The organism is Aeromonas sp. ANP5 (genome assembly GCF_963870295.1).
In the GTDB taxonomy this organism is placed as follows: Bacteria; Pseudomonadota; Gammaproteobacteria; order Enterobacterales; family Aeromonadaceae; genus Aeromonas; species Aeromonas veronii.
Map to the genome: position 1 here is coordinate 133330 of NZ_CAWMRY010000001.1, position 25581 is coordinate 158910.

Genomic DNA, 25581 nt, shown 5'->3' on the forward strand with positions numbered 1-25581 from the left:
CCCGCAGTCCGGCAACAAGCACCGGCAGAGAACAAGGAGCGTTACATGAAGTGGAAAGTCGCAGTATGGTCAGGTCTGGCAGTGACACTGTTGCTGGGGTGCTCATCCCGTCAGGAGGTGGCGCACGAGCGCGCTCCGATCGCTATCCCTCTCGAGCAGTTGTCCAGCTACTGGGTTCAGGAGAAGCAGTGGTCATGGCTTGGCAATGACGAGCCCGCCCTGCCAGCCAAACCGGTCAAGGGGTATGTGGAAGTTCGCTATCAAATCGACGCCAGCGGCACGCCGGTCAAGCCGGAAGTGGTAGCGGCCGAACCCCCCGGCGAGCTGGAACAGAGCGCGCTGGCGACCCTCTCGCGGATCCGCTACAGCCCGGCAGAGGGCAACCCGGATGCCGTTCCGGTCGAGGTGACCAACCGTTTCGAAATCGAGATCAACTGATCCCCCATCACTCTGATGCCAGAGAAAGAGAGACCCCGGCCAGGCCGGGGTCACGTTTATTGCTGTTTGCAGTCGTTGTAGGCGGTCTGCCACTCGCCATCCTGATCCCGAAGCTCGACAAAGCCCTCATTTCCCTTGTTCCACCAGACGGCCTCATGTTCGTCCGTATAGCGGGCGCCGGAGGCCGAAATGGCCTGGGGCAGGGTGTAATCCTTGCCGTCCGGCAATGACAGCTTGATAAAGTTGAGGCTTTCGTCGGAGAGAGAGAAGTAGCGCACCTGCACCTTCTTGCCCTGCTCGCACTGGTAACTGACCGGTTCGCCACCAGTGACTGAGAGGGTATTGCCCTGATTGCAGCCAGCGAGCAGGCCGAGGGCCAGCGCACCAGCGGCCATCATATGTGCCTTATTCATGATTACAGCTCCATTGGTGTCATACGGGCGTGAGCCTAACAGGTTGCCGTTATTGTGCAATCAGCGGGGCTATTCGGTGCGTCGCTGGCTGTCCGGCATACCGCGCGAGTATGAGGGGGGCGCTATCAGGAAGGCATCGTCAATCAGTAGAGGCCAAGTCTGGTTTCAAACTGGCGGATCAGCGTCTCATAGATGCCGTTGTTCTTGATCTTCTGCAGCCCCTGCTCGAACTGTTTGGCGAGCGCTTCCCCTTGCGGGTGGTGGCGGGAGAAGGCGAGCCAGAAGCCATCGGTGGAGAGCTTGCCAACCTTGACCACCTTGCCGGTCAGCTGCTTCTGCTGGATCTTGAGGTAGCCCGGCATGCCGTTCATCAGGATGTAGTCGACCCGGCCACGTACCAGCATCTCGAGGATCTGGGCATCGGATTTGGCCTGAAAGCGGGTGATCCTGGGGTTCTCCATAAAATCGGTGGGGTAGGTGTAGCCGAGGGTGATGCCCACCCGCTTGCCCTCCAGCGAGGTGAGTTTGAGATCTCGTTGCGGGTCGCTGGCAAGGGCGAAGATGGCAAGATCCTCCTCGAACATGGGGGTATCGTGCCAATGGTACTGGTAGCGGTTCTCTTCGGTGATGGTAGCGTTGAAGCACCCCGCAAGTTTGCCGCTTTTCGCATCGTGCATGCAGCGGGCGAAGGGGAGGGTGCGAAAGACAATCTCGATCCCTTCGGCGGCGAACACCGCCTTGACCAGCTCAGGCGCCAGTCCGTGGGGCTGGTCATCCTCATTGTCCTTGTCGCGCTCGCAGTAGGGGGCCCAGTCATCTTCGGCACCAATGACAAGCGGGGTGGCCCCGAGCGGGCTGGTAGCCAACAGTACCAAACAAACCAGCCATTTTTTTAACAACGGAGCCATAGGTACACCTCATCGACAGCAGCCTTACAAGCATAGCCACACTTCTGCGCTGACTTGTAGTGGCAGGAGTATTGGTGAGGGAGGTAAACGAGGGCGAGAAAAAACGCCCCGGCAGGCGACGGGGCGAAAGAGAGCTCATCCATGGGCTGACAGCAGTGCTTACAACAGGAAATCAATAACCGAAGCGGGTCGCCTCGAAGCGGTTGAGCAACCGGTGGACGAGGTAGCAGGCCAACAGGGTGACCACGATGGCAAACAGTATGCTGCTCACCCGGTAGAGGGCGCTGAACACCAGATCGTTGCCCGGGGTGAGGTACTGGCCAAACAGGATGCCGAGGGTGGTGAGGGCGCCAAAGCCGACCCCGGAGCCGCCCGCCTCCTTGACGTGGGCATGGCTGAACAGCATGGCGCCGAGCCACAGTAACGGGGCGACAAGCAGCAGTTGTCCTGACCAGTCATAGAGCAGCAGCTGGCCGAGCAAGCCGAAGGTGACCCCCAGCAAGGTGCCCATCGCCCGTTTGCGGGCATAACTCAGCGCACCGTTCCAGTGCATGGGGAACAGCACCAGCAGGGTCGTGGCCTGGGCAGACATGGAGTCGCGCAGGTCAAACACCTGAAATACCAGAAACGACAGAGTAGCCACTGTGGCCCCCAGCAGGGCTTCATGGCGCATCCGGTGCGGCGCCTTGGGGGTCGAGGCTGGCTTGGGTCTGGCCTCCACATCCGGGATCAGCATGGTCATCAGGTAGGCGATCAGCACCGACAGCACGCTCGCCCAGATATTGTTGAGGATCAGGTCGTTGAGGTCGGTCTGCGGATAGCTGGCAAAGTGCAGCATGATGCTGAGGCTCAGCACCCCGTTGGCCCCGAACAGAAACAGGCTGCCCCGCGACATGGCGGCGAAACGGTAGAGAAACAGCAGAAAGGCGATGGGAGTCATCAGCGCCGGATGGCTGCCAAACAGCCCTCCCAGCAGCCCGACCTCCACCCCACAGACCACCGCCGCCGCGATCAGCTGGCGCGCGGCATGGCCATTCATCACCGGCACCATCCCCAGCAGCAGCACAGGCGTGACCGTATAGAAGACCCCGTAATTCCAGCCAAACAGCTTGCAGAGCAGAAAGCCCGTGGTGCAGCCAAAGGCGATGCGCAGGCACTGGCGCAGCTCGTTGCCGGTGAGGGGCCGATACCAGAGGTGAGTGGCAGCACCGCCGACGGGGTGGGCTGGGGCAGTATTGGCCGACGGGTGAGTGGCGTGGTTAGTAGACATAATGGAGCAGGCTGAGCAGGTGGATCTGGCCCCGTGCCAGCATGGCGGTCAGGGCATTGTCCGGCAGCAGTTGCACCGTGGCCCGCGCCCCGGCTGGCAGATGATCGGGGAGCTGCTCCAGCTCGAGGTGCAGCCGCATCCGCTGGGCATCTCTTACCCAGCGATCCGACTCCACCGGTGCGGCCAGTCGACCGTTGGCATCAAACTGACCGGCACTCACCCCGGCATCCAGGCTGCTCACCCGGGCAGGATAGAGCTGACCCGGCTCGCCATCGAAGGCGACCAGTGCGCGGGTTTGCTCGCCAACATGGCGCAGGCTCTTCTCCCGAAAATCGGCTATGACATCGACCTGTTCCGACACCAGTGCCAGCAGCGGGCTGCCGGCGCTGGCGATACTGCCCGGCTTGAGCTGCAGGTTGGTGATGGTGCCATCCTGATCCGCGTGGACCTGGCTGTAAGAGAGGGCCAGCTGCGCTTGCGCCAGCTTGTTGCGGGCCTGGCGCAGCAACAGATTGTCCTCACCGGTCACGCCACGACTGGCCTTGATCTGGGCCAGTTTGGCCTGACTGGCGCGCAGGTTGGCCTGGGCGCTGCGCAGGGCGCTGTCAGCCTCATCTTTTTGTTGCAGCGAAACCATGTGACGTTGGTAGAGCGCATCGATCCGCTCAGCCTCGCGCCACTTCTGGCTGGCCAGGGTCTCCTTGGCGTTGATCTCGGCAATGGCGGCGGTCAGGGCGGCATCCAGTTCACTGTTCTGCTGCTCTGCCTGCGCCAGCGCAAGGCGGGCCTGCTCCACTGCCAGTTCAAAAGGGGCCGGATCCAGCCTGAATAGCAGGTCCCCTTTCTTGACCTGCTGGTTGTTGTGAACGGCGACCTCGACCACCTTGCCGCTCACTTGCGGAGCCAGCTTGGTGACCACCCGGGTCGCCATCGCCTGAGGGGTGAGGGGCATCAGCAGGTCGGCTATCAGAAAATAGGCAAACAGGGTGGCAAAGCCCGCCATGGACCATTTGATCCAGCGGGTAAATTGTTGATCCGGAGTCATCTTATTCTCTCTCTGTGTCGGTCTCGGGAGGGCTTGTATCGCCTCCGGCTTGTCGGTCGTGGTGTTGTTCAATTTTGCTGAGGGCGTTGGCCGAGATCCGCTGCACAGTGGCTTCAAACAGTTGCAGGGTCTGCTCGTCGATGCCCCCCAGCAGCTCCCGGCGGATATTCATTATGCGGTCGGCGATCTGATCGAGCAGGGTCTGGCCTGCCGGGGTCACGCAGACGATGCGGGCCCGCTTGTCCTGACTGCAGCAGTGGCGCTCAATCAGTCCCTGCTCTTCCAACTGGCCCAGGGTGCGCATCAGGGATGGCAGTTCTATTTCGAGGGCTTCGGCCAGGGTCTTCTGGCTGACATGGTTCCCCATGCGGGAGAGTTTCCACAGCGCGGTCCAGCGGGGATGGGTGAGGCCAAGGGGAGCCAGCTCCAGGTCGGCGGCAGTACGCCATAGCCGGTGCATCCGCGCTATCTGCTCGGCGAGCGACAGCTCGCGCAACCTTTCCAGATCCGTCATCTTCTCATCCTCAATGTACTTAGCCTGCTAAGTATCATACTTGTTTAGCAGGCTAAGTAAATAGTGTGATGCGGATCATGTTTCTGGTCGGATCTTTCGCTGGTGCGAGTTGGCAGCATTCGAGACCCTGATATTATTTTCGGGGCTGATCCACTCGAGACTCTCTTGCCGCTTCGGATATTGCGCCGTGAATGGAGGATATCTGGCGATTATTTTCATGAAATTTTCAGCTTCAGCGAGCAGCTCTTTTTTTATCCGCTAATATTGATGGGGTTATAAAACAAGGGGGAAACGGGTTGTGGATGGATATGACAGTGGATGTGTGTATCTGGCAATTGAAACGCTGTTGAGTGATGGAGAATATGGTGCAGAGTCACACCATGGCGTGAATCGGGAAGGCGCTATCAGAAGTACCGATATCAGTCATGATTTTGACCCCGCCAATATTCCATTGTTGTTGGCAGAATAGACCTGACCGTGTGTGATCCTTGTGAGTTCAAGCCAGTGCTCTGGTATTCGCTGGCTTGACTCATCACTATTTCAATCTCCCCTTTTTGCATCTTTCTTCTCACCCTTTTTCATCGTGAGAGCTTCCTGCACGCTGACTCAAACCCTGATGTGGCATGCCGTGGCACTCGCGTCGTGGCGATGATATTGCCCGCTGATTATCACTCACAGGATCTGTGGCGATAAATGGTCGCAGAGCTTGTCATCTGGCTCTGTTATTTCCCCGAAGGGGGGAGATCATCGCATCGTTATTACTGCTGATCACCAAAATATCCGCCATTATGGTCGCTCGTTTTATCACCCTATTTCCTGACTTGGTCGGGTATCGGATGTCTGGTGTTCTATTGTGCTGCGCACGTTGGCGGCACCATGATGTTTAAGTTTTTAATGTTTTTATATGGCTTTGCAATCTGGCTAACCGACAGGAGTGAGGGGGATCAATAAAGTAGCGGTCACAATCACACGCAGAGTACATAACAATGAAAAACCTCTCACCCCTACAAACCACACAAGAAAAGGCCGCCTTTATGGGCGGCCAACAAATTGCCGGTATGCCGCTCTTTATATTTCTGGGGCTGGCGACCTGTGTTCTCTTTTCCGGCTGGAATGGCTCGCTGCCGCTGGGCATGGTCGGTGCGTTGGCGCTGATGTTCGTGCTGGGCACCCTGCTGACCGAGCTGGGTGAGCGGATCATGCCGATCCGCGAATACCTGGGGGGCGGCACCATCCTCGCCATCTTCGGCGGTGCCGCCCTGTTTGAATATCAGTTGCTGCCGGTGCAGGCGGGGCAGGTCATCACCAACTTCATGAAGGAGGGGGGCTTTCTCAACTTCTTTATCGCCAGTCTGGTGACCGGTTCGGTGTTCGGCATGAGCGGCGCGCTGCTGAAAAATGCCGCCATGCGCTACCTGCCGGTCATTCTCGGCGGCGTCGCACTGGCGCTGCTGAGCGTGGGGCTGGTCGGCTCCCTGATGGGGTATGGCTTTAAGAATGCGGTGTTGCTGATCGGCCTGCCCATCATGGGCGGTGGCATGGGCGCCGGTGCGGTGCCCCTGGTGGAGATCCTCTCCGGCCCCATGCAGATGTCCAGTGCGGATCTATTGTCGCGCATGGTACCGGCTGTGGTGATCGCCAATACCCTGGCCATTCTGGTGGGCTCCCTGCTGGCGCGGCTCGGTCGCCGCTACCCCTCCCTGACTGGCAACGGCAAGCTGATGGTTAAAGAGAGTAGCCAGAGCATTGCTGACGAGCAGGCCGAAGCGCCGACCCTGCAGAGTCTGGGCATGGGCCTTTTCATCAGCTCCAGCATGTTTGTGCTGGGCTCCCTGCTTGGCAACTTTATCCCGATGCACCCCTTCGCCCTGATGATTTTGGCGGTTGCCTTTATCAAGGTGAGTGGTCTGCTGCCGCGCCGTTATGAGCAGGCGGCGGCCGACTGGTATCAGTTTGTGGTGAGCAACCTCACTCCCTCCCTGCTGGTGGGGATCGGCGTCGCCTATACCAGTATTCCGGAGCTGATCAGTGCCTTCTCCGTCAGCTACTTCGTGCTGGTCATGGTCACCGTGATCGGTGGCGCCCTTGGCGCGGCACTGGTGGGGCGGATGATCGGCTTCTATCCCATCGAGGCGGCCATCACCGGCGGGCTCTGCATGGCCAACATGGGCGGCACCGGCGACGTAGCCGTGCTCTCGGCGGCCCAGCGGATGAAGCTGATGCCCTTTGCCCAGATCTCCTCTCGCCTTGGCGGCGCCGTGATGCTGATCCTGGCTACTGCTCTTATCTCCCTGCTCGCCTGATACCGGATTGAGGAACAAACAAAATGAACGACATCATGATGGGCACCAGCCTGCCCTATGCAGAACGCAAGCGTCAGGGCGTGCGGGGTCGCATGCCCCACAAGGAGGAGTCCCTCTCCCAGCAGCGGCGCCGGATCTACCGATTGGTCAGCGCCATGCAGAGTCCGTTTGACCAGCATCTGCTGCTGCGCCAGCTGCAGGAGGACAACCCGGTGCTGTTCTACGATCTGGTGCGCCACCACCTGCCGGAGCTGCTGCCGATCATCTACACCCCGGTGGTGGGGGAGGCGTGCCAGCGCCACAGCGATCTCTATCTGCGCAGCCACGGCCTCTACCTCTCCTGGCACGACCGGGATGATCTTGACGACATCCTCGAGTCGGTGGAGCAGGAGGTGGATGTGATCGTCATCTCCGACGGCGAGCGGGTGCTGGGGCTTGGCGATCTCGGTATCGGCGGCATGGGGATCTGTATCGGCAAGCTGGCGCTCTACTCCGCTGCTGGCGGCATCAATCCGGCGCGCACCCTGCCGCTCTGTGTCGATGTAGGCACCAACAACCCCGAGCTGCTGGAGGATGACTCCTACCTCGGCTGGCAATCCCCGCGTATCGACGGCGAGAGCTATTACCACTTCATGGACAAGGTGGTGGGCGCCATTCGCAAGCGCTGGCCGCAGGTGGTGCTGCAGTTTGAAGACTTTGCCGGCAAGCATGCCGCCAACTTGCTGACCCGTTATCGCGACGAGCTCTGCATGTTTAACGACGACATTCAGGGCACGGCGGCAGTCGCCTCCGCCTGCGTGCTGGCCGGGTTGCAGCAGGCGGGGACCGCCCTGTGCGATGCCCCGGTGCTGATCGTCGGCGCGGGTTCAGCCGGTTGCGGCATCGCCGCCATGCTGGCCCAGCTGGCGGGGAGTCACGACGGCGTCTGGCTGTTTGATCAGGACGGGGTGGTTTGCAGCGATCGCCCCAACCTGACTCGTGCCCAGCAGCCATTTGCTCGATCCGTGGAGGAGGGGAGCAGTTCACTGCTGGAGACCATCCGGCAGGTGCGTCCGGCGGTCTTGATTGGCGTGAGCGGGCAGGGTGGCCTCTTTACTGGCGAGGTGTTGCAGGCGATGGGGGAGGTGTGCGATCAGCCGGTGATCCTGCCACTCTCCAACCCGACCCGCAGCGCCGAGGCCACTCCCGAGCAGGTGTGGGCCGCCACAGATGGCCGCGCTCTGCTGGCCACCGGCAGCCCCTTTGCGCCGGTGACGGTGGCCGGGGAGCGGCGGGTGGTCTCCCAGTGCAACAACGTCTATGTATTCCCGGGCATTGGTCTCGGAGCCTGCGCCGTCAAGGCGCGCCGCATCAGCGATGGCATGTTGCTGGCCGCGGTGCGGGCAGTCGGCGCCTATCCGCTGGTGGCGGGTCGGCTGCTACCCCCCATCGAACAGGTGGGAGAGGTGGCCCGCGCCGTCGCCAGAGCGGTGGCGCTCTGCGCCCGCGAGGAGGGGGTGGCCGATTTTGTCGGCGATCCGGCACCTTTGATTGACCAGACCTGGTGGCATCCGCACTATTGGGCAGCGTCCTGACGTTTTAAGGTATGTGCATGAAACTTCGCCACCAGTTGGTCACCCTCTCTCTCGGGCTCTCCCTGCTGCTGATCCTCATTCTGGGCAGCCTGCTGGCCCTCTTTATCCGTCATCTGCTGGAGAGCAATCTGCAGGATAAAGGGAGCGATCTGGCACGGGTGATGGCGGCGGACACCCGGGTGGTCGAGGCTCTGCGTCAGGGCAGTGATCCTACCCTGCGCGACTATGTGGAGGCGGTCTGCAACCGCACCGACGCCACCTATATGGTGGTGACCGACGAGCATGGTCGCCGCCTCAGCCACCCCAACCCCGAGCTGGTGGGGCAGAAATTCCGCGGCGAGGATATCTGGCCCGCGCTGCAGGAGCGGCGCAGCTACTGTTCCAAGGATCGGGGCACCATGGGACCGGCGATCCGCTGCTTCTCCCCGGTGGTTGGCGGGGATGGGCGCGTCATGGGGGCCGTGGTGGTGGGCTACCTGATGCAGCAGGTGGAGGGCATCTATATGGAGCGGGTGGCCCTGCTCATCTGCGCCATCGTTGCTGTGCTGGGGTGCGGCCTGCTGTTGGCACTCTGGGTGCAATACCTGCTGCGCAAGACCCTGCTCGATCTGGAGCCGGAGGCAATCGTGCGCCGTTTCACCCTGCAGGATCTGGTGCTGGAGCACATCACCGAAGGGGTGATTGCCCTCGATGGCCGCGGCAACATCAACATGATCAACAGCACCGCCAGCTATCAGCTGCGGCTGCCGGTCACCGGGCGCCATGCCTTGCAGGGGCAGTCGCTGGCGGAGCTGGTGCCGCCCCTCGCCCCCTGTCTGGAGCAGGAGGGGGGCGAGGTGAGCTTTACCATTCAGGGAGAGTCCTTTGTCGGCCGCTGGCAGGCGGTGCAGGGCAAGGCACCGGGGCGACTGCTGATCTTCAGCCGCCCAGAGGTGGCCGCCAGTCTGGGGGTGCAGGTGACCCACCTGCGCCAGTATGCCGAGATGCTGCGGATGCAGAGCCACGAGTTTGCCAACAAGCTGAGCAGCCTCTCCGGTCTGTTGCAGCTGGGCCATGTGGATCAGGCGGTGGAGCTTATCCAGCAGGAGAACGAAGCATGCCAGACCATGCTGCAGGAGCTGCTGCGGCTGATCGACAACAAGCCGGTGGCGGGGCTTATTCTCGGCAAGTTCAGTCGGGCCCGCGAGCTCGGGGTGACCCTGGAGCTCGATCCCGATTCGGCGCTGGCGGAGTATCCGGCTTCGGTCTCGGCCGATCTCATCACCCTTATTGGCAACCTGCTGGACAACGGTCTGCAGGCGGCCTGGCGCAACCGCCAGCAGCGGCCGCCGCGGGTGCTGCTGTCCCTGTGCGATGTGGGGCGGCGGCTGGTGATCGAGGTGGAGGATAGCGGCGAGGGGGTCGACGAGGAGCTGGCCGATCACCTGTTCGATTACGGGGTGAGTCGCCAGAGCGGCGATCACGGGGTGGGTCTGTTCCTGGTCAAGGAGACCGTGGGTCGGCACGAGGGTGTGATAGAATGGCGGCGAACCGCCGAGCAGACCACCCTGTTTGGTATCTACTTGAATAAAAACCAATTAATGTGAGCCATGGACCCAATAATCACGCTTGTTATTGAAGATGACGATCGGATCGGTGCCATCTTGTCAGAACTGGTGGCGGCGACACCCGGTTTCTCCCTGCTGGGGCGGGCCGGCACCCTGGCCCAGGCCGATGCCATGATGGCAGGTGTGGTGCCCCAACTGCTGCTGGTGGATGTCTCCCTGCCCGATGGCTCCGGCCTTGAGTGGGTGAGCCGCCTGCGCAGCCACAACCGCGAAGCCTACGTCATCATGGTGACTGCCTCGCGGGATGTGGAGACCATCCAGCAGGCCCTCAACCTGGGGGTTCATGACTATGTCATCAAACCATTGCGGCTGTTTCGCATCCAGCAGAGTCTGGACGAGATCCTGCAATTGCACAGCCGCCTCTGCGAGAGGGGTCGGCTGGAGCAGGAAGATCTCGACAAGCTGCTGGGCAAGGGAGGGCGCTCTCAGATCAAGGAGATGCGCGTCACTCCCAAGGGGATCGACAGCATCACCCTGCGTCAGGTGCTGGATCTGCTGGCGGGCGAGCCGGAGAACGTCTTCTCCACCGACACGGTGGCGCTGCGACTCTCCCTCAGCCGCACCACGGCGCGCCGCTATCTGGAATATCTGGAGTCGGAAGACAGGGTGGATGTGGATCTCAACTATGGTCAGCGGGGGCGGCCGGAGCGGCGCTACCGCTGGCGCCGGGCCGGTTGAGATGCGCACTGGCGTGCATTGCAGAAACAACAAGGGAGCCATGGGCTCCCTTGTTGTTTCCGGACGATGTTCTTTCTCAGGCGGCTTCCCGTTCGGCTACCGGCGCACGCCCCTTCAGTTGGGAGGCCATCACCCCGCCCAGGATCAGCCCGCCCCCCAGCAGGTGGTAGCCATGGATCGGCTCGCCCAGACCGACGACGGCGATCAGCGCCGTACAGAGCGGCATCAGGTTCATAAAGACCGAGGTGCGCTCTGCCCCCATGCAGGCGAGGCCGCGCATCCAGCAGTAGGCTGCCAGCAGAGAGGAGGCGAGCCCGGCGAAGAGCACCAGTCCCCACCCTTCGGCCGGCACCGCCATCGAGTCGGCGCTGAGAGCGAGCGGTACCAGCAGCAGTACGGCCAGCAGGATCTGCATGTAGAGGTTGAGCCAGGGGCCAAACGGCAGGTGCCAGCGGCGGATCAAGAGGCCGTAAAGGGCGTAGCTGGCGGACCCCAGCAGCATCATGCCATCCCCCGGGTTGATGCCGTTATGGAGCAGGGCAAGCGGTTCGCCCTTGCCAAGCAGCCAGAGCACCCCGAACAGGGAAAGACTCATGCCGAGCAGTGCCTGTTTGCCGGGACGCTGGCCGAAGAAGAGCGCCCCTTGCAGCAGGGTGAGCAGCGGAATGAGGGAGCCGATCACCCCCATATTGGTGGCCGAGGTGCTGTGGGCAGCGTAGTAGGCCAGACACTGGTAGAGCACCATACCGAGCGCCGCCAGCACCAGCAGCTTGCCGAGCCAGGGGCGAACCTCACTGCGTCGCCGCCAAAGGGTGGGCAGGCAGAAGGGAGTCAGCGCCAGGGCGGCGATCACCCAGCGATAGAAGGAGATAGCCGCGGGGTCGAGCACGCTGGCGGCCGCCTTGGAAACCACGGTATTGGTAGCCCAGATCAGCACCGCCATCAGCGGAAAGAGAAGAGGGGAAAAGATTCGCATCAGAGGCTCCTTATTAACAGGGGGCCAAGTCTACCCTTGTCTTTATATTATCAAGTAGCGTAAAACAGACAGATGACCCAGCGGAAAAGACAACTCTTTCTGATGCACCTTATTCCGGCCCACACGGGCTGCGTCTGCCCGCAACTGATGGCTGCTTTTGGCCTGTGCCGGAGACCGAGCCAACAGGGCGTTGCATCACGCCTGCTCCTCTCTCTCGCTGACAAGGGGCGCTGATGGCCACTCACCACTTTCAGCCGGTAGATGTCGTTCCGCCTGCTCCCAATCCGCTCTATTTCAGTTACCAGCAGATGCTGGCCGACAGTGCGACCGTGCTGCACTCCCACCCCTGGGGCCAGCTCAACATGATCAGCCTGGGGATCATGGAGATAGAGCTGGGGGATCAGCGACTGGTGGCCCCTGCCGACTACCTGATCTGGGTGCCGGCGGATCTCGAGCACACCTCCTACAACGAGCAGACCCTCGACTACACCTCCATCTACGTCAGCCACGAGCTGGCGGCCAAGCTGCCGCCAGAGCCCAGATTGCTGCTGCTCACCCCACTTATTCGCGCCCTGCTGAGCGATTTTTGCGAACGGCGGGTAGGCCATATGGTGGATGAGTGGGATCAGCGTCAGGCCGAGTTGCTGGTGGAGCGACTGGCGCGCACCCGCTGTCAGGAGAGCTACCTGCCGATGAGTCAGGACAAGCTGCTGGCTCCCATGCTGGCGGCGTTACACAGCGATCCTGCCGACCCCCGTACTCTGGCCCAATGGGCCGGACAACTGCACACCACAGAGCGCACCCTGGCGCGGCGCTGCCTGCGGGAGCTGGGGATGAGTTTCGGTCAGTGGCGGGCGCGGCTGCGGCTGCTCAAGGCGCTGGCCTGGCTCAAGGGGGACATGCCCATTCAGGAGATCAGCTGGCGGCTCGGTTACGGCTCCACCTCGGCCTTTATCGCCATGTTCAACCGGGAGCTGGGCTGCTCCCCCCAGCGTTATCGTCTACAGTCAGGCCGATAACAAATTGCCGGACATGTCATCTGATGAAGCAAAACAAGAAGGGCGCCCGCAGGCGCCCTTTCTGATGACGTCTGCTTGCGCTAGAAGAAGCCGAGCGGGTTGATATCGTGACTCACCAACAGGTTCTTGGTGTTCTGGTAGTGGTCCAGCATCATCTTGTGGGTCTCGCGGCCTATCCCCGACTTCTTGTAACCGCCAAAGGCGGCATGTGCCGGGTAGGTGTGGTAGCAGTTGACCCAGACCCGGCCAGCCTGAATGCCACGCCCCATGCGCCAGGCCAGATTGCTGTCTCGGGTCCACAGGCCTGCTCCCAACCCGTACTGGGTGTCGTTGGCAATGGCCAGAGCATCCGCCTCGTCCTTGAAGGTGGTGACCCCGAGCGCCGGCCCGAAGATCTCCTCTTGGAACACCCGCATCTTGTTCTGACCGGAGAAGATGGTGGGCTGGATGTAGAACCCCCCCTCCAGTCCGCTCACCTTGGCCGGGCCGCCGCCGATCAGCATCTTGGCCCCTTCGCCGCGGCCGATCTCCATGTAGCCCAGGATCTTGTCGAACTGCTCGCGGGACGCCTGCGCACCCACCTGAGTGGCGGTGTCGAGGGGGTTGCCCTGCACTATGGTGCGGGCGCGGGCCAGCACCCTGTCCATGAAGTCGTCATAGATGCTGGCCTGCACCAGCGCGCGGGAGGGACAGGTACACACTTCCCCCTGGTTGAAGAAGGTCATCAGCATCCCTTCTACCGCCTTGTCGATGTAGTTGCTCTCGTGCTGCATCACGTCGGCGAAGTAGATATTGGGGGACTTGCCCCCCAGCTCCACGGTGGAGGGGATCAGCTTGTCGGCGGCGCAGCGCAGGATATGGGCGCCCACTTCGGTCGAACCGGTGAAGGCCAGTTTCTGGATCCGGTTGCTGGTGGCCAGCGCCTGACCTGCATCGGCGCCGAAGCCGTTGACCACGTTGACTACGCCGGGGGGCAGGATGTCCTTGATGAGATCCATCATCAGCATGATAGTGACCGGGGTCTGCTCGGCGGGCTTGAGCACGCTGCAGCAACCCGCCGCCAGCACAGGGGCAAGTTTCCAGGCGGCCATCAGCAGCGGGAAGTTCCACGGGATGATCTGGCCGACCACGCCGATGGGTTCCTTAAAGTGGTAGCTGACGGTGTTCTGATCCAGCTCGGCGGCCGAGCCCTCCTGAGCGCGAATGCAGCCAGCGAAATAGCGGAAGTGATCCACCACCAGCGGCAGGTCTGCCGCCAGGGTTTCGCGTACCGCTTTGCCGTTCTCCCAGGTTTCGGCGATGGCGAGTCGCTCGATGTTCTGCTCGATGCGATCGGCGATGCGCAGCAGCAGATTGCTGCGCTCGGTGACGCTGGTTTTGCTCCAGCTGGTGAACGCCTTGTGGGCGGCATCAAGCGCCAGCTCGATATCGGCGGCGTCGGAGCGGGCGACCTCGCAGAATACTTTGCCGTCCACTGGCGAGATGTTTTCAAAGTAGCGGCCGGCGCGAGGTGCCACCCACTCACCACCGATGAAGTTGTCGTAACGGGACTTGAAGCTGACCAGGGCACCTGCCTGACCGGGAGCGGTATAAATCATCTCATCATCCTTTATGTGTGTGATCCTGACCGGGCTGGCTGACAGACCGGTTGCCAGCTGATATCGCAAGGGGCGTGCCAAAGGGTCTGACCAGCAGGTGGAAGGTTACAAAAACGTTATCAAATGGGGTGTGGCAGCGTATCTTGGTTAACCAATGACCACGACTACTGCGATAAAACTGTACCGTTTCTGGACAGTGGCCGAGACAGTCGTGCTGTTTGTGAACAGGAGGCGTGATGAGTGAGTCACTTCAACCCGGTCCCGGTCCGATCCAGCGTTCCTGGCAGCGTTGCCTGCATCAGGGGCTGAGCCGCCAGCAGAGCGCTGATCTGGACTTGCTGCCCCAGGGGGAGCTGTCGGCCCGTCAGGAGCAGCACAGGGCGCTGATCGCCTGCTTCCAGCGCTTCGTGCTGCCGCTGTTTGCCCAGTTGCTGGCGGGTCGCCCCTGTCGCCTGTTGTTGTGTGACGGTGAGGGGGCCATTCTGGCCGCCAGTGGTGATGAGGGGTTCGCCCGCCATGCCGAGCGTATCTTTTTGCGCAGTGGCGCCCGCTGGGGGGAGGCGAGCAAGGGCACCAACGCCATCGGTACTGCGCTGGCCGAGCAGAGCGAAGTGCAGGTGCTCGGCAATCAGCACTTCTTCGCCCAGCACAGCTTCCTCAGTTGCAGCGCCTGTCCGTTGCTCGGGCCGGACGGGCAATTGCTGGGCGTACTCGATATCTCCACCGATGCTGCCCACCACGACGGTGACATGCTGGGCACGGTGCGGCTGCTGGCGATGACGCTGGAAAATGCACTCTTGGCGCGTCAGCCGGGCTGGCTGGTGGATCTCGAGCCCCAGAGCCTCTGGTCCGCTCGCCTGTTGCTGGGAGAGGAGGGGGAACTGCTCGGCGCCAACCGGGCAGGCCGGCTCTGGCTCGGCCAGCACCCTTTCGATGGCAGACAACTGCTGCGCGAGGGGCGTGGCTTGCGGCTGGTGCCAGAAGCGGACGAGACCTTTTCCCGCGCCGTGCTGCCGGGTCACTCAAGCCCGGTGCCACATCCGCAGCAGGTGCCGCTCAAGATGCTGGAGCGCGGCATTTCGCTGCTTATAGAGGGGGAGACTGGCAGCGGTAAAGAGCATCTGGTGCGGGCCCTGCACCGAGCGTCGAGTCGGCGGGAGCAGCCACTGGTGTGCGTCAACTGTGGCGCGTTGCCAGCAGATCTGGTGGAAGCCGAGCTGTTTGGCTATGTGGGCGGGGCTTTCAGCGGTGCCCGCAGTCAGGGCAGTCAGGGTTATCTGCGTGCAGCCCATGGTGGCATGCTGATGCTCGATGAAATTGGCGAACTGCCGCTGCAGGCTCAAACCCGACTGCTGAGGGTGTTGCAGGAGCGCAGCGTGACACCGGTTGGCAGCCACAAGCCGGAGGCGGTGGATTTCTGGCTGGTCAGTGCCAGCCACCGGGATCTGGCGGCCATGGTGCAGAGTGGCGCATTTCGCGAAGACCTCTATTACCGGATCTGCGGCTGGCGCCAGCAGCTGATGCCGCTGCGCCGTTGGCCTGCCGCTGAGCGTCTGGGGTTGATCCTGCGACTGTTGGCGGAGATGGACCCGACCCTGCGTCTGACCCGCGATGCGGAGCAACAGCTGCTGGCCCATCCGCTGCCCGGCAACGTGCGCCAGCTCAAGCAGGCACTGGAAGTGGCCTGTGTGCTGGCAGAGGGGTTGGGTTGGATAGAACCCGCCCACCTGCATCTGCCCAGTGTGGCCACAGAGCCCGGCGTCTTGCCGATGGGGGAGGCGACCAGTTTGCGTGAACAAAACCGGCGGCAGGTACAGCAAACGCTGGCGGCGTGCGGGGGCAACGTGAGCGAGGCGGCGCGCCAGCTCGGCATCAGTCGCACCACCCTCTACCGGGCGCTGCGTGAGGCGCTCTGAGTTTTCGATTCCTCTCACCGGTTGTTTTCAAGCAGCAGATGACGGCTGGAGCCCTGCCCGTCCAGCCGCTATGATGCGCCCTGGCCGGGGCATTGCGCCCGTTGACTCATCCGTTGAGGATTTTCTGCCATGTCACAACACATAGGGGCGCTGACCCTGCTGGTGGCTGATTACGATCAGGCCATTCGCTTTTTTACCGAGGGACTTGGCTTTGCGCTCCTGGAAGACACCCGGCTCGACGAGCCGGGCAAACCGGGCAAGCGCTGGGTACGGGTTGCTCCCAAAGGCGCTCCCGGTTCCGCGCTGCTGCTGGCACAAGCGGCCAATGCGCAGCAGCAGGCCGCCATCGGCCAGCAGGGCGGTAGCCGGGTATTTCTGTTCCTCGAGACCACTGATTTCTGGGGGGATTACCAGCGCATGCAGGCGTACGGTGTTCATTTTTGTGAACTGCCCCGCGACGAGCCTTATGGCACCGTGGTGGTGTTTGAGGATATCAGCGGCAACCGGTGGGACTTGTTGCAACGTACTGCTGCCAACTGAATCTGAAAACGTTTATCATCCCGCCTGTCATAAAGTCATAAAAGTGTCACAGAAAATTCTAATAATTGGCGCACCCATCTTCACAGAGGAGAGAGAAGGGAATGGCTAAGCGAATTCTGGTGGTCGAGGACGAAGCACCGATCCGCGAAATGCTCTGCTTCGTGTTGGAGCAGAAGGGATATGAGACGATTGAAGCGGAAGATTACGCCGATGGACTGGCGAAGGTGCGCGAACCCTACCCCGAACTCATCGTGCTCGACTGGATGATGCCGGGCGGCAGTGGCATCCAGTTTATCAAGCAGCTCAAGCAGGATGAGGTGACGCGCCAGATCCCGGTGGTGATGCTCACCGCTCGCGGTGAAGAGGAGGACAAGGTGCGTGGTCTGGAGGCCGGTGCCGACGACTATATCACCAAGCCGTTCTCGCCCAAGGAGCTGACCGCTCGCCTCCATGCGGTGATGCGCCGCGTGTCGCCCACCTCGGTGGATGAGGTGATCGAGGTGCAGGGGCTGAAACTCGATCCTGTCTCCCACCGGGTCAGTGCCGAAGAGAAGGCGCTCGACATGGGGCCGACCGAATTCAAGCTGCTTCACTTCTTCATGACTCACCCCGAGCGGGTCTACAGCCGTGAGCAGCTGCTCAACAATGTCTGGGGTACCAATGTGTACGTCGAGGACAGAACCGTGGATGTGCATATTCGTCGCCTGCGCAAGGCGATTGAAGAGACAGGGCACGACAGATTGATCCAGACGGTGCGTGGAGCCGGATACCGCTTCTCAACCCGTCTCTAGAGGCAGTTATGTTGCAACCTTACGCCTGGCGGCGACAGTTGTGGCGAATGGCGTTTTTTTACGCCCCCTTCGCATTGGTTGGCTGGTTGATTGATCATCTTGCCCTCTGCCTGTTGGTGGCGGCCGTGTTGCATCTGGGCTGGCACTATCGCTTCCAGAAGCGGCTCTCTGACTGGCTGTGGCACGACCGCAGCCTGGTGCCCCCCAGCGGCAATGGCAGCTGGGAGTACATCTTCAACGGTATCTACAAGTTGCAGCAGCGTCACCGTGCCCGTCGCCGCGAGCTGGCGGGGCTGATCCGCCGCTTCCGGGAGGGTGCCGAGGCGCTGCCCGATGCCGCCGTGGTGTTTCGCACCGATGGCAGTATCCTCTGGTGCAACCGGCTGGCGGAGCAACTGCTCGGTTTTCGCTGGCCGGAGGATGCCGGCCAGCATATCGGCAACCTCATTCGCAATCCGGCCTTTAACGCCTATCTGGGCAAGGGAGCGTATGACGAGCCCCTCGAGATGCACTCCCCGGTCAATGAGGAGAAGTTTCTCGAGTTTCGCATCATGCCCTACGCCTCGGATCAGGCGATGCTGGTGGTGCGGGATGTCACCCGCTTGCGCAGTCTCGAGAAGACCCGCAAGCACTTCGTCTCCAACGTCTCTCACGAGCTGCGCACCCCGCTGACCGTGCTCAAGGGCTATCTGGAGATGACCGAGGAGCCGCCCCCGCCCGCCATGTGGGCCAAGGCGCATCGGGTGATGATGGAGCAGACTATCCGGATGGATAATCTGGTCAATCAGCTGCTCACCCTCTCCCGTATCGAGGCGGCCCCGACCGTGGATCTCTCCCATCTGGTGGACATGCCTGCCATGCTGGGGCTGCTGGAGCAGGAGGCGCGGGCACTCTCGGGCGAACGGGCCCACCAGCTCGAATTTGTGGTGCAGCCCAATCTTCTGGTGCGCGGGGATCAGGAGCAGCTGCGCAGTGCCGTCTCCAACCTGGTCTACAACGCCATTCACTACACCCCGGCGGGGCGAAAAATTACCGTGGAGTGGCGCAAGCAGGGGGCGATGGCGCTGTTTGCCGTGAGCGATGAAGGGGAGGGGATTGCCCCAGAGCATCTGGCGCGGCTGACCGAGCGGTTCTATCGGGTCGACAAGGCCCGTTCCCGCCACACCGGCGGCTCAGGCTTGGGCCTTGCCATCGTCAAGCATGCCCTCAGTCATCATGACTGCCAGCTCGATATCGAGAGCCGGGTCGGCCTTGGCAGCCGCTTCAGCTTTCTCATCCCGAGCCGCATGGTGTTGATTAAATAGTCTTTTATGGCAATGGGTTAGCTGCAAAAAGAGGGCCTTTGAACGGGCCCTCTTTTCATTTGTTCAAATCTGTCGCCATGTCATTAAAGTGTCACATTAAATCCATAAATTTGTCACTGCCAGGTCAGATACTGGCGCCGTCTTAAGAACGGACCTTCTGTAACTTTGGAGAGATTGGATGAAACTCAACAAACTGGCTGGTGTAATCGGATTCACCGCAGCAACCCTGTTTTCTGTCAGCGCCCTGGCTGCCGGTGTGGATAAAGACCTGCCGGATTACACACCGACCAGCGGCATTTCGGGCAACCTGTCCTCTGTCGGCTCTGACACTCTGGCCAACATGATGACCCTGTGGGCCGAAGAATTTAAGCGCTTGTACCCCAACGTCAACGTGCAGATCCAGGCCGCCGGTTCTTCTACCGCCCCGACTGCCCTGACCGAAGGTGTTGCCCAGTTCGGCCCGATGAGCCGTGCCATGAAGGCTGGTGAAGAGGAAGCATTCGAGAAGCGTTACGGCTACAAGCCGACTGCCATCCGTGTCGCAGTCGATGCCCTGGCGGTGTTCGTCAACAAGGACAACCCCATCAAGGGGCTGACCATGCCGCAGATCGATGCCATCTTCTCCAGCACCCTCAAGTGCGGCGAAGCCAAGGCTGCCACCAAGTGGTCTGATCTGGGTCTGGACGGCAACTGGTCCTCTAAGGATCTGCAACTGTTCGGTCGCAACTCCGTATCCGGTACCTACGGTTACTTCAAGGAGCACGCCCTGTGTAACGGCGACTTCAAGAGCGGCGTGAACGAGCAGCCGGGTTCTGCCTCCGTGGTGCAGTCTGTCTCTGCCTCCCTGAACGGCATCGGCTACTCCGGTATCGGTTATGTCACCTCCGGCGTGCGTGCAGTACCGCTCTCCAAAGATGGCAAGACCTTCATCGAAGCGACCTCCGATAACGCCATCACCGGCAAGTATCCGCTGTCACGCTTCCTGTACGTTTACGTGAACAAGCATCCGAACAAGCCGCTCTCCCCGATGGAGCAAGAGTTCGTCAAGATGATGCTCTCCAAAGCAGGCCAGAACATCGTTGCCAAAGATGGCTACGTGCCGGTGCCGGCCAAGGTGGTACAGGCTGACCTGAAAAAGCTGGGTATCATGTAACTGCCTGCAGTCAGCATGCCCTGATAAAACGAGCCCCAAGCGGGCTCGTTTTGTTTTTGTCGGCTGTCAGTTTTGTTAATAGCGCTGGATGGATATTTTTCCGCCAGCCGGGGGCTGGCTCCCTTGCTTAGCAGGGCGGCATTTCCGAGAATAGGGCAACTTTATGGCAAAGGATCCCTTCATGATTGCGTCCCTCACCAAGTTTGGCATGGTAGCCCTCTGTAGTTCCCTGCTGGTCGCCTGCGCCCAGTCGCCGACCGGCCGCAGCCAGATGCTGCTCTACTCTCCCCAGCAGATGAACCAGCTGGGCGCCGACTCCTTCGAACAAATGAAGAAGCAGGAGAAGGTGAGCAAGGATGCCAAACTCAACGCCTATGTCTCCTGTGTCGCCAAGGCGGTGACCGCCCAGGTGCCGGCCAGCTATGGCATCACCAACTGGGAAGTGGTGGTGTTTGACTCCAAACAGGTCAACGCCTTCGCCCTACCCGGCGGCAAGATCGGGGTCTACAGCGGCCTGCTCAAGGTGGCCAAGAATCAGGATCAGTTGGCGACCGTCATCGGTCACGAGCTGACTCACGTACTGGCCCAGCACTCCAACGAACGACTCTCGCGCAGCCAGCTGGCGGGGATCGGTCTGGCGGCCGCCGACATTGCCATGGGCACCAGCGAGTATCGCGGCGCCACCATGGCCGCCCTTGGCCTCGGGGTTGAGGTGGGGGTGATGTTGCCCTATGGCCGTACTCAGGAGAGCGAAGCGGATCGGCTGGGGCTTGAGCTGATGGCGCGCGCCGGGTTCAATCCGGCCGAGGCAATCCCCCTGTGGCAAAACATGAGTGCCGCTGCCGGTGGCAACACGCCGCCGCAACTGCTCTCCACCCACCCGAGCAACGAGAACCGGATCGCCGAGTTGCAGGCGCAACAGGCGCAAGTGTTGCCGCTCTATGAGCAGGCCCGCGCCAACGGTCTGGTGCCCCAATGCAAGGCATAAGCCTGCGCATGGCGCGCAGCGACGATGCTGCTGCCATGACGGTGATGCAGCGAGCCAGCTGGCTCGCTGCCTATGGCCAGGTGCTCGGCGCCGACATGCTGGAACAGCTCGATGTCACCGCTCATCTGCAGATCTGGCAGAGCCGTCTGGCCGAGCCGGGTCCCAGGCCCATGCTGCTTTGTCTCGACGAGGTGGTGATCGGCCTGCTCTACTGGCAACCACTGCAGGAAGCGGGGCAGAGCAGCGCCCTGATCCGCGCTTTTTACCTCCATCCCGACCACTGGCGACAAGGCTATGGCAAACGGCTGTGGCAGGCGGTGGCGATGCAGATGCGCCGCGCCGGTTGCCATAGCGTCAAATTGTGGCTGCTCGATGGCAACCACATTGGCGAGGGGTTCTACCTGCGCCGCGGCTTTGTCTTTGATGGCGAAGAGCGCACCCTGATAAGCCTCGGGCAGCCCTGCCTGCAGCGACAAATGAGCCGTTTGCTCTGATCACTCTCCCGTTTTTCGCCTTTGGTCACTTTATTTTTTTTGCGAATTAATACAATGTCCCCCTTGAAACAGAGTTGGATAAACACGGGCTGACAAGGGAGTGCTGGCATGTATTACGGCTTTGATATCGGTGGCACCAAGATCGCCTTCGCGGTCTATGACGGTGCATTGAACCTCTGCCACGAGGAGCGCTTGAGCACCCCGGGCAACGATTACGAGGGGTTGCAGCAGCTGATCCGCTCCCGGGTCGAGCAGGCGGATGCCCGCTTCGGCGCACGGGGCTCGGTCGGCATCGGTTTCCCCGGTGTCATCAACAGCCAGGATCACAGCATAGTGGCGGCCAATCTGCCCTCCATCAATGGTCGCCATCTGGGCGCCGATCTGGCCGAGCTGCTGGAGCGGCCGGTCAAGGTGGATAACGACGCCAACTGCTTCCTCTGGTCCGAAGTGCATCAAGGGGCAGCCGACGGCGCAGGCAGTGCGCTCGGTGTCACCATCGGTACCGGCATCGGCGGCGCTGTTTATCTGGCGGGCAAGCTTATTCAGGGGCGCAACTGGCTGGCTGGCGAGATTGGTCACTACCCCTTGCCCGCGACCATGCTGATGAAGTACCCCGAGTTGCCCCGTCCCCGTTGCGGTTGCGGCCGTCTGGTCTGTTTTGAAACCTATGCCTCCGGCACCGGTCTGGAGCGTCTCTATCACCATTTCCATGGCCAGCGCGCCACGGGTCACCAGATTGTGGGGCGCTTCGAGGCCCATGAACCCCATGCGGTCGAGACGGTCGACTGCTGGCTGGAGATCATGGCTGCCGGGCTTGCCACCGCCATTTCGGTGATTGATCCCGAGGTGGTGGTGTTGGGGGGCGGCCTGAGCGGCCTGCCCGCCCTCTATGAACAGCTGCCGCTGCGTCTGCCCGGTCACTTGCTGCCCGGGGTCGCCCTGCCCGAGATCCGTCAGGCCCGCTTCGGCGGCGCCGGCGGTGTACGCGGCGCAGCCTTGCTCAATCTATGAGATCAGATGTGGGGTCTGATCTCCCCGAAAAAGGAGTCCTCATGACCCGTCTTGAAATCTGTATCGACAACCTGGAATCCCTGTTTACTGCCCAGCAATCCGGGGCAGATCGCATCGAGCTCTGCTCTGCGCTGGGTCTGGGCGGCCTGACCCCCTCCTACGGTTTTATGCAGCAGGCGGCCCGCCATGCCACCGTGCCGGTTTATGCGATGATCCGCCCGCGCGCCGGGGATTTTTGTTTCAACGACGGCGAGTTCGAGATGATGCTGCAAGATATCGCGGCGGCACGCGCTGCGGGGCTGCAAGGGGTGGTGGTCGGTTTGCTGGATGAGGAGGGACGGGTGCCTGCCGCCAAGCTCAAACAGCTGGTGGATGCAGCAGGATCGTTGGGGGTCACCTTCCATCGCGCCATCGACCTCTCCTCCGACTGGCGCCTCGATCTGGAGACCATAGTCGCGGCCGGTTGCGAGCGCATTCTGAGCTCGGGCCATGCGCCGACCGCGTTGGCTGGGTTGGAAACCCTGCAAGAGATGCAGCAGGCGCTGGCGGGGCGTGCCAGCCTGATGCCGGGGGCCGGGGTCAATGCCGACAATGTGCGTACCATCATCGAGTTCACCGGAGTGAGCGAAGTGCATATGTCCGGCATGGGCTGGCGCGGTGGCATGGTGCCGCACGGAGTGAATATGGGCACTTCGGATGATGGTCGGGTCAATATCACCGATGGCGCCAAGGTGGCTGCGGTCAGAGTCTTGCTGGATCGCGGTTAAGCAGATCGCCGCCGTTGGGCGGCGTTCATCCGCATCTTGTGTGAAGTTCCTCCCACTGACGGGGAAATCAGGGGCGCCCCCGGCAGCACCCCGGCCAAAAGTCTGATATTATCCCGCCTCTTTACTACATGGATCTGGAGCAACATCTCAATGTCCCAATACGACTCTATCGAACAGAAGGCCAGCTATGGCATCGGCCGCAACATGGGTGATCAGCTGGCGCAGCAAGCCTTCGCCGGTCTGGATATCCCGGCCCTGCAACAAGGTCTGGCAGATGCCCTGAATGGTCTGGAGTTCGCGGTCAGCCGTGACGATATCAATGATGCCTTCCAGGTGATCACTGCGCGTATGCAAGAAGAGCAGGAAGCCGCCGCCAAGGCCGCCGCTGCTGACGGCGAAGCCTTCCTGGCTGACAACGCCAAGCGCGCTGAAGTGAAGGTGACCGACTCCGGTCTGCAGTACGAAGTGCTGGTAGAAGGCAACGGTGCCGTTCCGGTAGCCGGTCAGTCCGTGCGTGTGCACTACCACGGTACCTTCACCCACGGTGGTGTATTCGACAGCTCCGTTGCTCGCGGCCAGCCGGCTGAATTCCCGGTGACCGGCGTGATCGCTGGCTGGGTTGAAGCGCTGCAGCTGATGCCGGTTGGTTCCAAGTGGAAGCTCTACATCCCCCACGATCTGGCCTACGGTGCCCGTGGCGCGGGCTCCATCCCGCCTTACTCTGCACTGGTATTTGAAGTCGAGCTGCTGGACATCCTGTGATCCTGCTGGCTTGATGCAAACGGCGACCCTCGGGTCGCCGTTTGTTTTTGGGCTATGTGATAGACAGCATTTGTCGCGACCAGCGGGCTGGAGAGCAGAAAAGGGCGGCACTTTTGCGCTTTTTACTGGTTTTTTCAGAAACGGGAACAGGCATACTGCGACTCATTAGAGAGGATAAGGAGAACCCGATGAGCAAGAAGATGAAGAAAGTAGCGGGGCTTGCTCTGTTGCTGCTGAGCATTCCGGCCAGTGCTGATGCCATGCGCTGCAAGAACGCCCTGATCACCGAGGGTGACAGTACCGCCGAGATGCTGCTCAAGTGCGGTGAGCCGATGTTGCGTGAAGAGCTCAACCGCAACGAGGAGAACCAGTTTGGCAACATGGTGCAGGTCAAATATGGTGAACGCTGGACCTACAACTTCGGCAAGAACGAGTTCATGCGCTTTGTGACGGTGCGCAACGGCATCATTACCGATATCGAAAATGGCCCGCGCGGCCAGTAGCCGGCGGGCAAAGCATGGATGCACAACAGACAGTAGGGCAAGACCCTTTGACTCACATGTCCGGCAAGGGGTCGCGGTGACCAAGTTGTCTGACAGCCAGATTGATCTGGCGAGCCAGTCTTAGCCGCTGGCGGCAGGTCAGGCCATGGAGGCTGATCCTGCCCGCGTTGAATTCAAATGTCCCCAGCGACTCGATGGCAAAATAGCCTCGATGAAAGCTCTTGATGTAGCGAGCGATCTGCCGTGGGGATAACTGCTTGAATACCTTCATCACACGGTTCCCTGATTGCCTGGACAGGGCACACTATGGTGTCGGTCGATGACACTGAGATGACGGTTTGTAAAGATTTGCATGAATCCTTATTTTGCTGATGGGTTCGGCAAATTGACGGTGTCATAGAAAAAGTTGTGCCATGGCAAACCACCGCACCGATATACTGCGGGCTTGAATGGAACAAATAAAAGGGCCTGTGCGTGGAATGGGTTGATGTGGTGGACGAGAATAACCGGGTGATTGGCGTGGCCGAGCGAGCCGAGGTGCGGCGGGAGAATCTCTGCCATCGTGCCAGCTATATTCTGGTGCTCGACGACGCGGATCGGATCCTGGTGCAGCGACGCACCCTCATCAAGGATTTCTGCCCCGGCATGCTGGATGCCTGCGCCGGTGGTGTGGTCACCACCGGTGAGGAGATGGAGCGCTCCGCCCGCCGCGAGCTGGCCGAAGAGCTGGGGATTATGGATGTTCCTCTGCAGGGCTTTGGCAGCTTTTATGCAGAAGGGGAGGGCTACCGGGTCTGGGGTGGCCTCTTCAGTTGCCGTTATCAGGGTCCGCTGCAGTTGCAGGCCGAAGAGGTGAGCGCGGTGCACTGGATGAGCCTGGCCGAGATTGCCGAGCGCGCCAGCGAATTTACCCCCGACTCCCTGCTCGCCATCGCCACCTGGCAGGCGAGACGCTGACCAACTTCATATATTCTCTTCTCCAGAGACAAGACGGGCAGCCTGATGGCTG

At 61.2% G+C, this 25581-nt stretch carries 26 protein-coding genes; 18 read left to right on the forward strand and 8 right to left on the reverse strand.

The features are described 5' to 3' along the window. The first annotated feature begins 45 nt into the window (after window positions 1-45). Entirely contained in the window at window positions 46-438 is a 393-nt protein-coding gene (locus AACT07_RS00570; RefSeq protein WP_069526280.1) for a TonB family protein, read from the forward strand. Between the two features lie 56 nt (window positions 439-494). Here the strand turns inward: AACT07_RS00570 and AACT07_RS00575 are convergent, their stop codons facing one another. From AACT07_RS00575 to AACT07_RS00595, 5 genes are all read right to left on the reverse strand, one after another. After that, window positions 495-851, reverse strand: a complete 357-nt coding sequence (locus AACT07_RS00575; protein WP_069526281.1) for an MliC family protein — start codon at window positions 849-851, stop codon at window positions 495-497. Window positions 852-994: 143 nt separating this feature from the next. Continuing rightward, on the reverse strand, window positions 995-1759 hold the full coding sequence (locus AACT07_RS00580; protein ID WP_069526282.1) for a substrate-binding periplasmic protein: 765 nt from the start codon (window positions 1757-1759) through the stop codon (window positions 995-997). A 172-nt stretch (window positions 1760-1931) separates the two neighbouring features. After that, the gene (locus AACT07_RS00585; RefSeq protein ID WP_216093276.1) at window positions 1932-3029 is read right to left on the reverse strand and encodes a DUF2955 domain-containing protein; all 1098 of its coding nucleotides are present in this window, start codon (window positions 3027-3029) and stop codon (window positions 1932-1934) included. Next, a complete protein-coding gene (locus tag AACT07_RS00590; protein ID WP_069526283.1) occupies window positions 3019-4074 on the reverse strand; it encodes an HlyD family secretion protein in 1056 nt (351 codons plus the stop codon). Before AACT07_RS00590 ends, AACT07_RS00585 begins: the two co-directional genes overlap by 11 nt. A gap of 1 nt (window position 4075) precedes the next feature. Next, window positions 4076-4588, reverse strand: coding sequence for a MarR family transcriptional regulator (locus tag AACT07_RS00595; RefSeq protein ID WP_005349886.1), 513 nt, complete (start codon window positions 4586-4588; stop codon window positions 4076-4078). A 986-nt stretch (window positions 4589-5574) separates the two neighbouring features. Here AACT07_RS00595 and AACT07_RS00600 point away from each other — a divergent pair. Genes AACT07_RS00600 through AACT07_RS00615 form a run of 4 tightly spaced genes read left to right on the forward strand, consistent with a single transcriptional unit; the run spans window position 5575 to window position 10750 of the window. Next, entirely contained in the window at window positions 5575-6891 is a 1317-nt protein-coding gene (locus AACT07_RS00600; protein WP_069526284.1) for a 2-hydroxycarboxylate transporter family protein, read from the forward strand. Between the two features lie 23 nt (window positions 6892-6914). Then, window positions 6915-8465, forward strand: coding sequence for an NAD-dependent malic enzyme (locus AACT07_RS00605; RefSeq protein WP_069526285.1), 1551 nt, complete (start codon window positions 6915-6917; stop codon window positions 8463-8465). 17 nt (window positions 8466-8482) lie between these two features. Further along, window positions 8483-10051, forward strand: coding sequence for an ATP-binding protein (locus AACT07_RS00610; protein WP_069526286.1), 1569 nt, complete (start codon window positions 8483-8485; stop codon window positions 10049-10051). 3 nt (window positions 10052-10054) lie between these two features. Further along, window positions 10055-10750: a response regulator gene (locus AACT07_RS00615; protein ID WP_005338420.1), complete on the forward strand. Its 696-nt coding sequence runs from the start codon at window positions 10055-10057 to the stop codon at window positions 10748-10750. Between the two features lie 76 nt (window positions 10751-10826). Here the strand turns inward: AACT07_RS00615 and AACT07_RS00620 are convergent, their stop codons facing one another. After that, window positions 10827-11726, reverse strand: coding sequence for a DMT family transporter (locus AACT07_RS00620; protein WP_013724000.1), 900 nt, complete (start codon window positions 11724-11726; stop codon window positions 10827-10829). 233 nt (window positions 11727-11959) lie between these two features. Here AACT07_RS00620 and AACT07_RS00625 point away from each other — a divergent pair, with 233 nt between their 5' ends. Next, window positions 11960-12745, forward strand: a complete 786-nt coding sequence (locus tag AACT07_RS00625) for a helix-turn-helix transcriptional regulator (protein ID WP_069526287.1) — start codon at window positions 11960-11962, stop codon at window positions 12743-12745. Window positions 12746-12825: 80 nt separating this feature from the next. Here AACT07_RS00625 and exaC read toward each other — a convergent pair whose 3' ends face one another. After that, window positions 12826-14343 (reverse strand): acetaldehyde dehydrogenase ExaC, encoded by a 1518-nt coding sequence (gene exaC / locus AACT07_RS00630; protein ID WP_069526288.1) that lies wholly within the window; start codon window positions 14341-14343, stop codon window positions 12826-12828. 236 nt (window positions 14344-14579) lie between these two features. Between exaC and AACT07_RS00635 the strand changes: the two genes are divergently transcribed. The 11 genes from AACT07_RS00635 (at window position 14580) to AACT07_RS00685 (ending at window position 24572) form a co-directional block, all read left to right on the forward strand. Then, window positions 14580-16259 (forward strand): sigma-54-dependent Fis family transcriptional regulator, encoded by a 1680-nt coding sequence (locus AACT07_RS00635; protein ID WP_069526289.1) that lies wholly within the window; start codon window positions 14580-14582, stop codon window positions 16257-16259. Window positions 16260-16388: 129 nt separating this feature from the next. Further along, window positions 16389-16799 carry a VOC family protein gene (locus AACT07_RS00640; RefSeq protein ID WP_069526290.1) on the forward strand — a complete coding sequence of 137 codons (411 nt, stop codon included), beginning with the start codon at window positions 16389-16391 and terminating at the stop codon, window positions 16797-16799. Window positions 16800-16900: 101 nt separating this feature from the next. Next, window positions 16901-17590, forward strand: coding sequence for a phosphate regulon transcriptional regulator PhoB (gene phoB, locus AACT07_RS00645; protein ID WP_005338414.1), 690 nt, complete (start codon window positions 16901-16903; stop codon window positions 17588-17590). A gap of 8 nt (window positions 17591-17598) precedes the next feature. Then, window positions 17599-18894, forward strand: a complete 1296-nt coding sequence (gene phoR / locus AACT07_RS00650; RefSeq protein WP_069526291.1) for a phosphate regulon sensor histidine kinase PhoR — start codon at window positions 17599-17601, stop codon at window positions 18892-18894. Window positions 18895-19072: 178 nt separating this feature from the next. Further along, complete coding sequence (locus AACT07_RS00655; RefSeq protein ID WP_005338411.1) at window positions 19073-20047, forward strand: PstS family phosphate ABC transporter substrate-binding protein; 975 nt, start codon at window positions 19073-19075, stop codon at window positions 20045-20047. 181 nt (window positions 20048-20228) lie between these two features. After that, window positions 20229-21035: a M48 family metallopeptidase gene (locus tag AACT07_RS00660; protein WP_005338409.1), complete on the forward strand. Its 807-nt coding sequence runs from the start codon at window positions 20229-20231 to the stop codon at window positions 21033-21035. Further along, complete coding sequence (locus AACT07_RS00665; RefSeq protein WP_069526292.1) at window positions 21023-21529, forward strand: GNAT family N-acetyltransferase; 507 nt, start codon at window positions 21023-21025, stop codon at window positions 21527-21529. The genes AACT07_RS00660 and AACT07_RS00665 overlap by 13 nt, the downstream gene beginning before the upstream one ends. A gap of 108 nt (window positions 21530-21637) precedes the next feature. Then, complete coding sequence (locus tag AACT07_RS00670) at window positions 21638-22540, forward strand: ROK family protein (protein WP_069526293.1); 903 nt, start codon at window positions 21638-21640, stop codon at window positions 22538-22540. 41 nt (window positions 22541-22581) lie between these two features. Then, the gene (locus tag AACT07_RS00675; RefSeq protein ID WP_069526294.1) at window positions 22582-23307 is read left to right on the forward strand and encodes a copper homeostasis protein CutC; all 726 of its coding nucleotides are present in this window, start codon (window positions 22582-22584) and stop codon (window positions 23305-23307) included. 150 nt (window positions 23308-23457) lie between these two features. Then, window positions 23458-24069: an FKBP-type peptidyl-prolyl cis-trans isomerase gene (locus AACT07_RS00680; protein ID WP_005338405.1), complete on the forward strand. Its 612-nt coding sequence runs from the start codon at window positions 23458-23460 to the stop codon at window positions 24067-24069. A 188-nt stretch (window positions 24070-24257) separates the two neighbouring features. Further along, a complete protein-coding gene (locus tag AACT07_RS00685; RefSeq protein WP_069526295.1) occupies window positions 24258-24572 on the forward strand; it encodes a DUF2845 domain-containing protein in 315 nt (104 codons plus the stop codon). Window positions 24573-24624: 52 nt separating this feature from the next. Here AACT07_RS00685 and AACT07_RS00690 read toward each other — a convergent pair whose 3' ends face one another. Beyond that, window positions 24625-24843 (reverse strand): DUF1107 family protein, encoded by a 219-nt coding sequence (locus AACT07_RS00690; RefSeq protein WP_005338403.1) that lies wholly within the window; start codon window positions 24841-24843, stop codon window positions 24625-24627. A gap of 203 nt (window positions 24844-25046) precedes the next feature. Here AACT07_RS00690 and yfcD point away from each other — a divergent pair, with 203 nt between their 5' ends. After that, the gene (gene yfcD / locus AACT07_RS00695; RefSeq protein ID WP_069526296.1) at window positions 25047-25529 is read left to right on the forward strand and encodes an NUDIX hydrolase YfcD; all 483 of its coding nucleotides are present in this window, start codon (window positions 25047-25049) and stop codon (window positions 25527-25529) included. The last annotated feature ends 52 nt before the right edge of the window (window positions 25530-25581 follow it).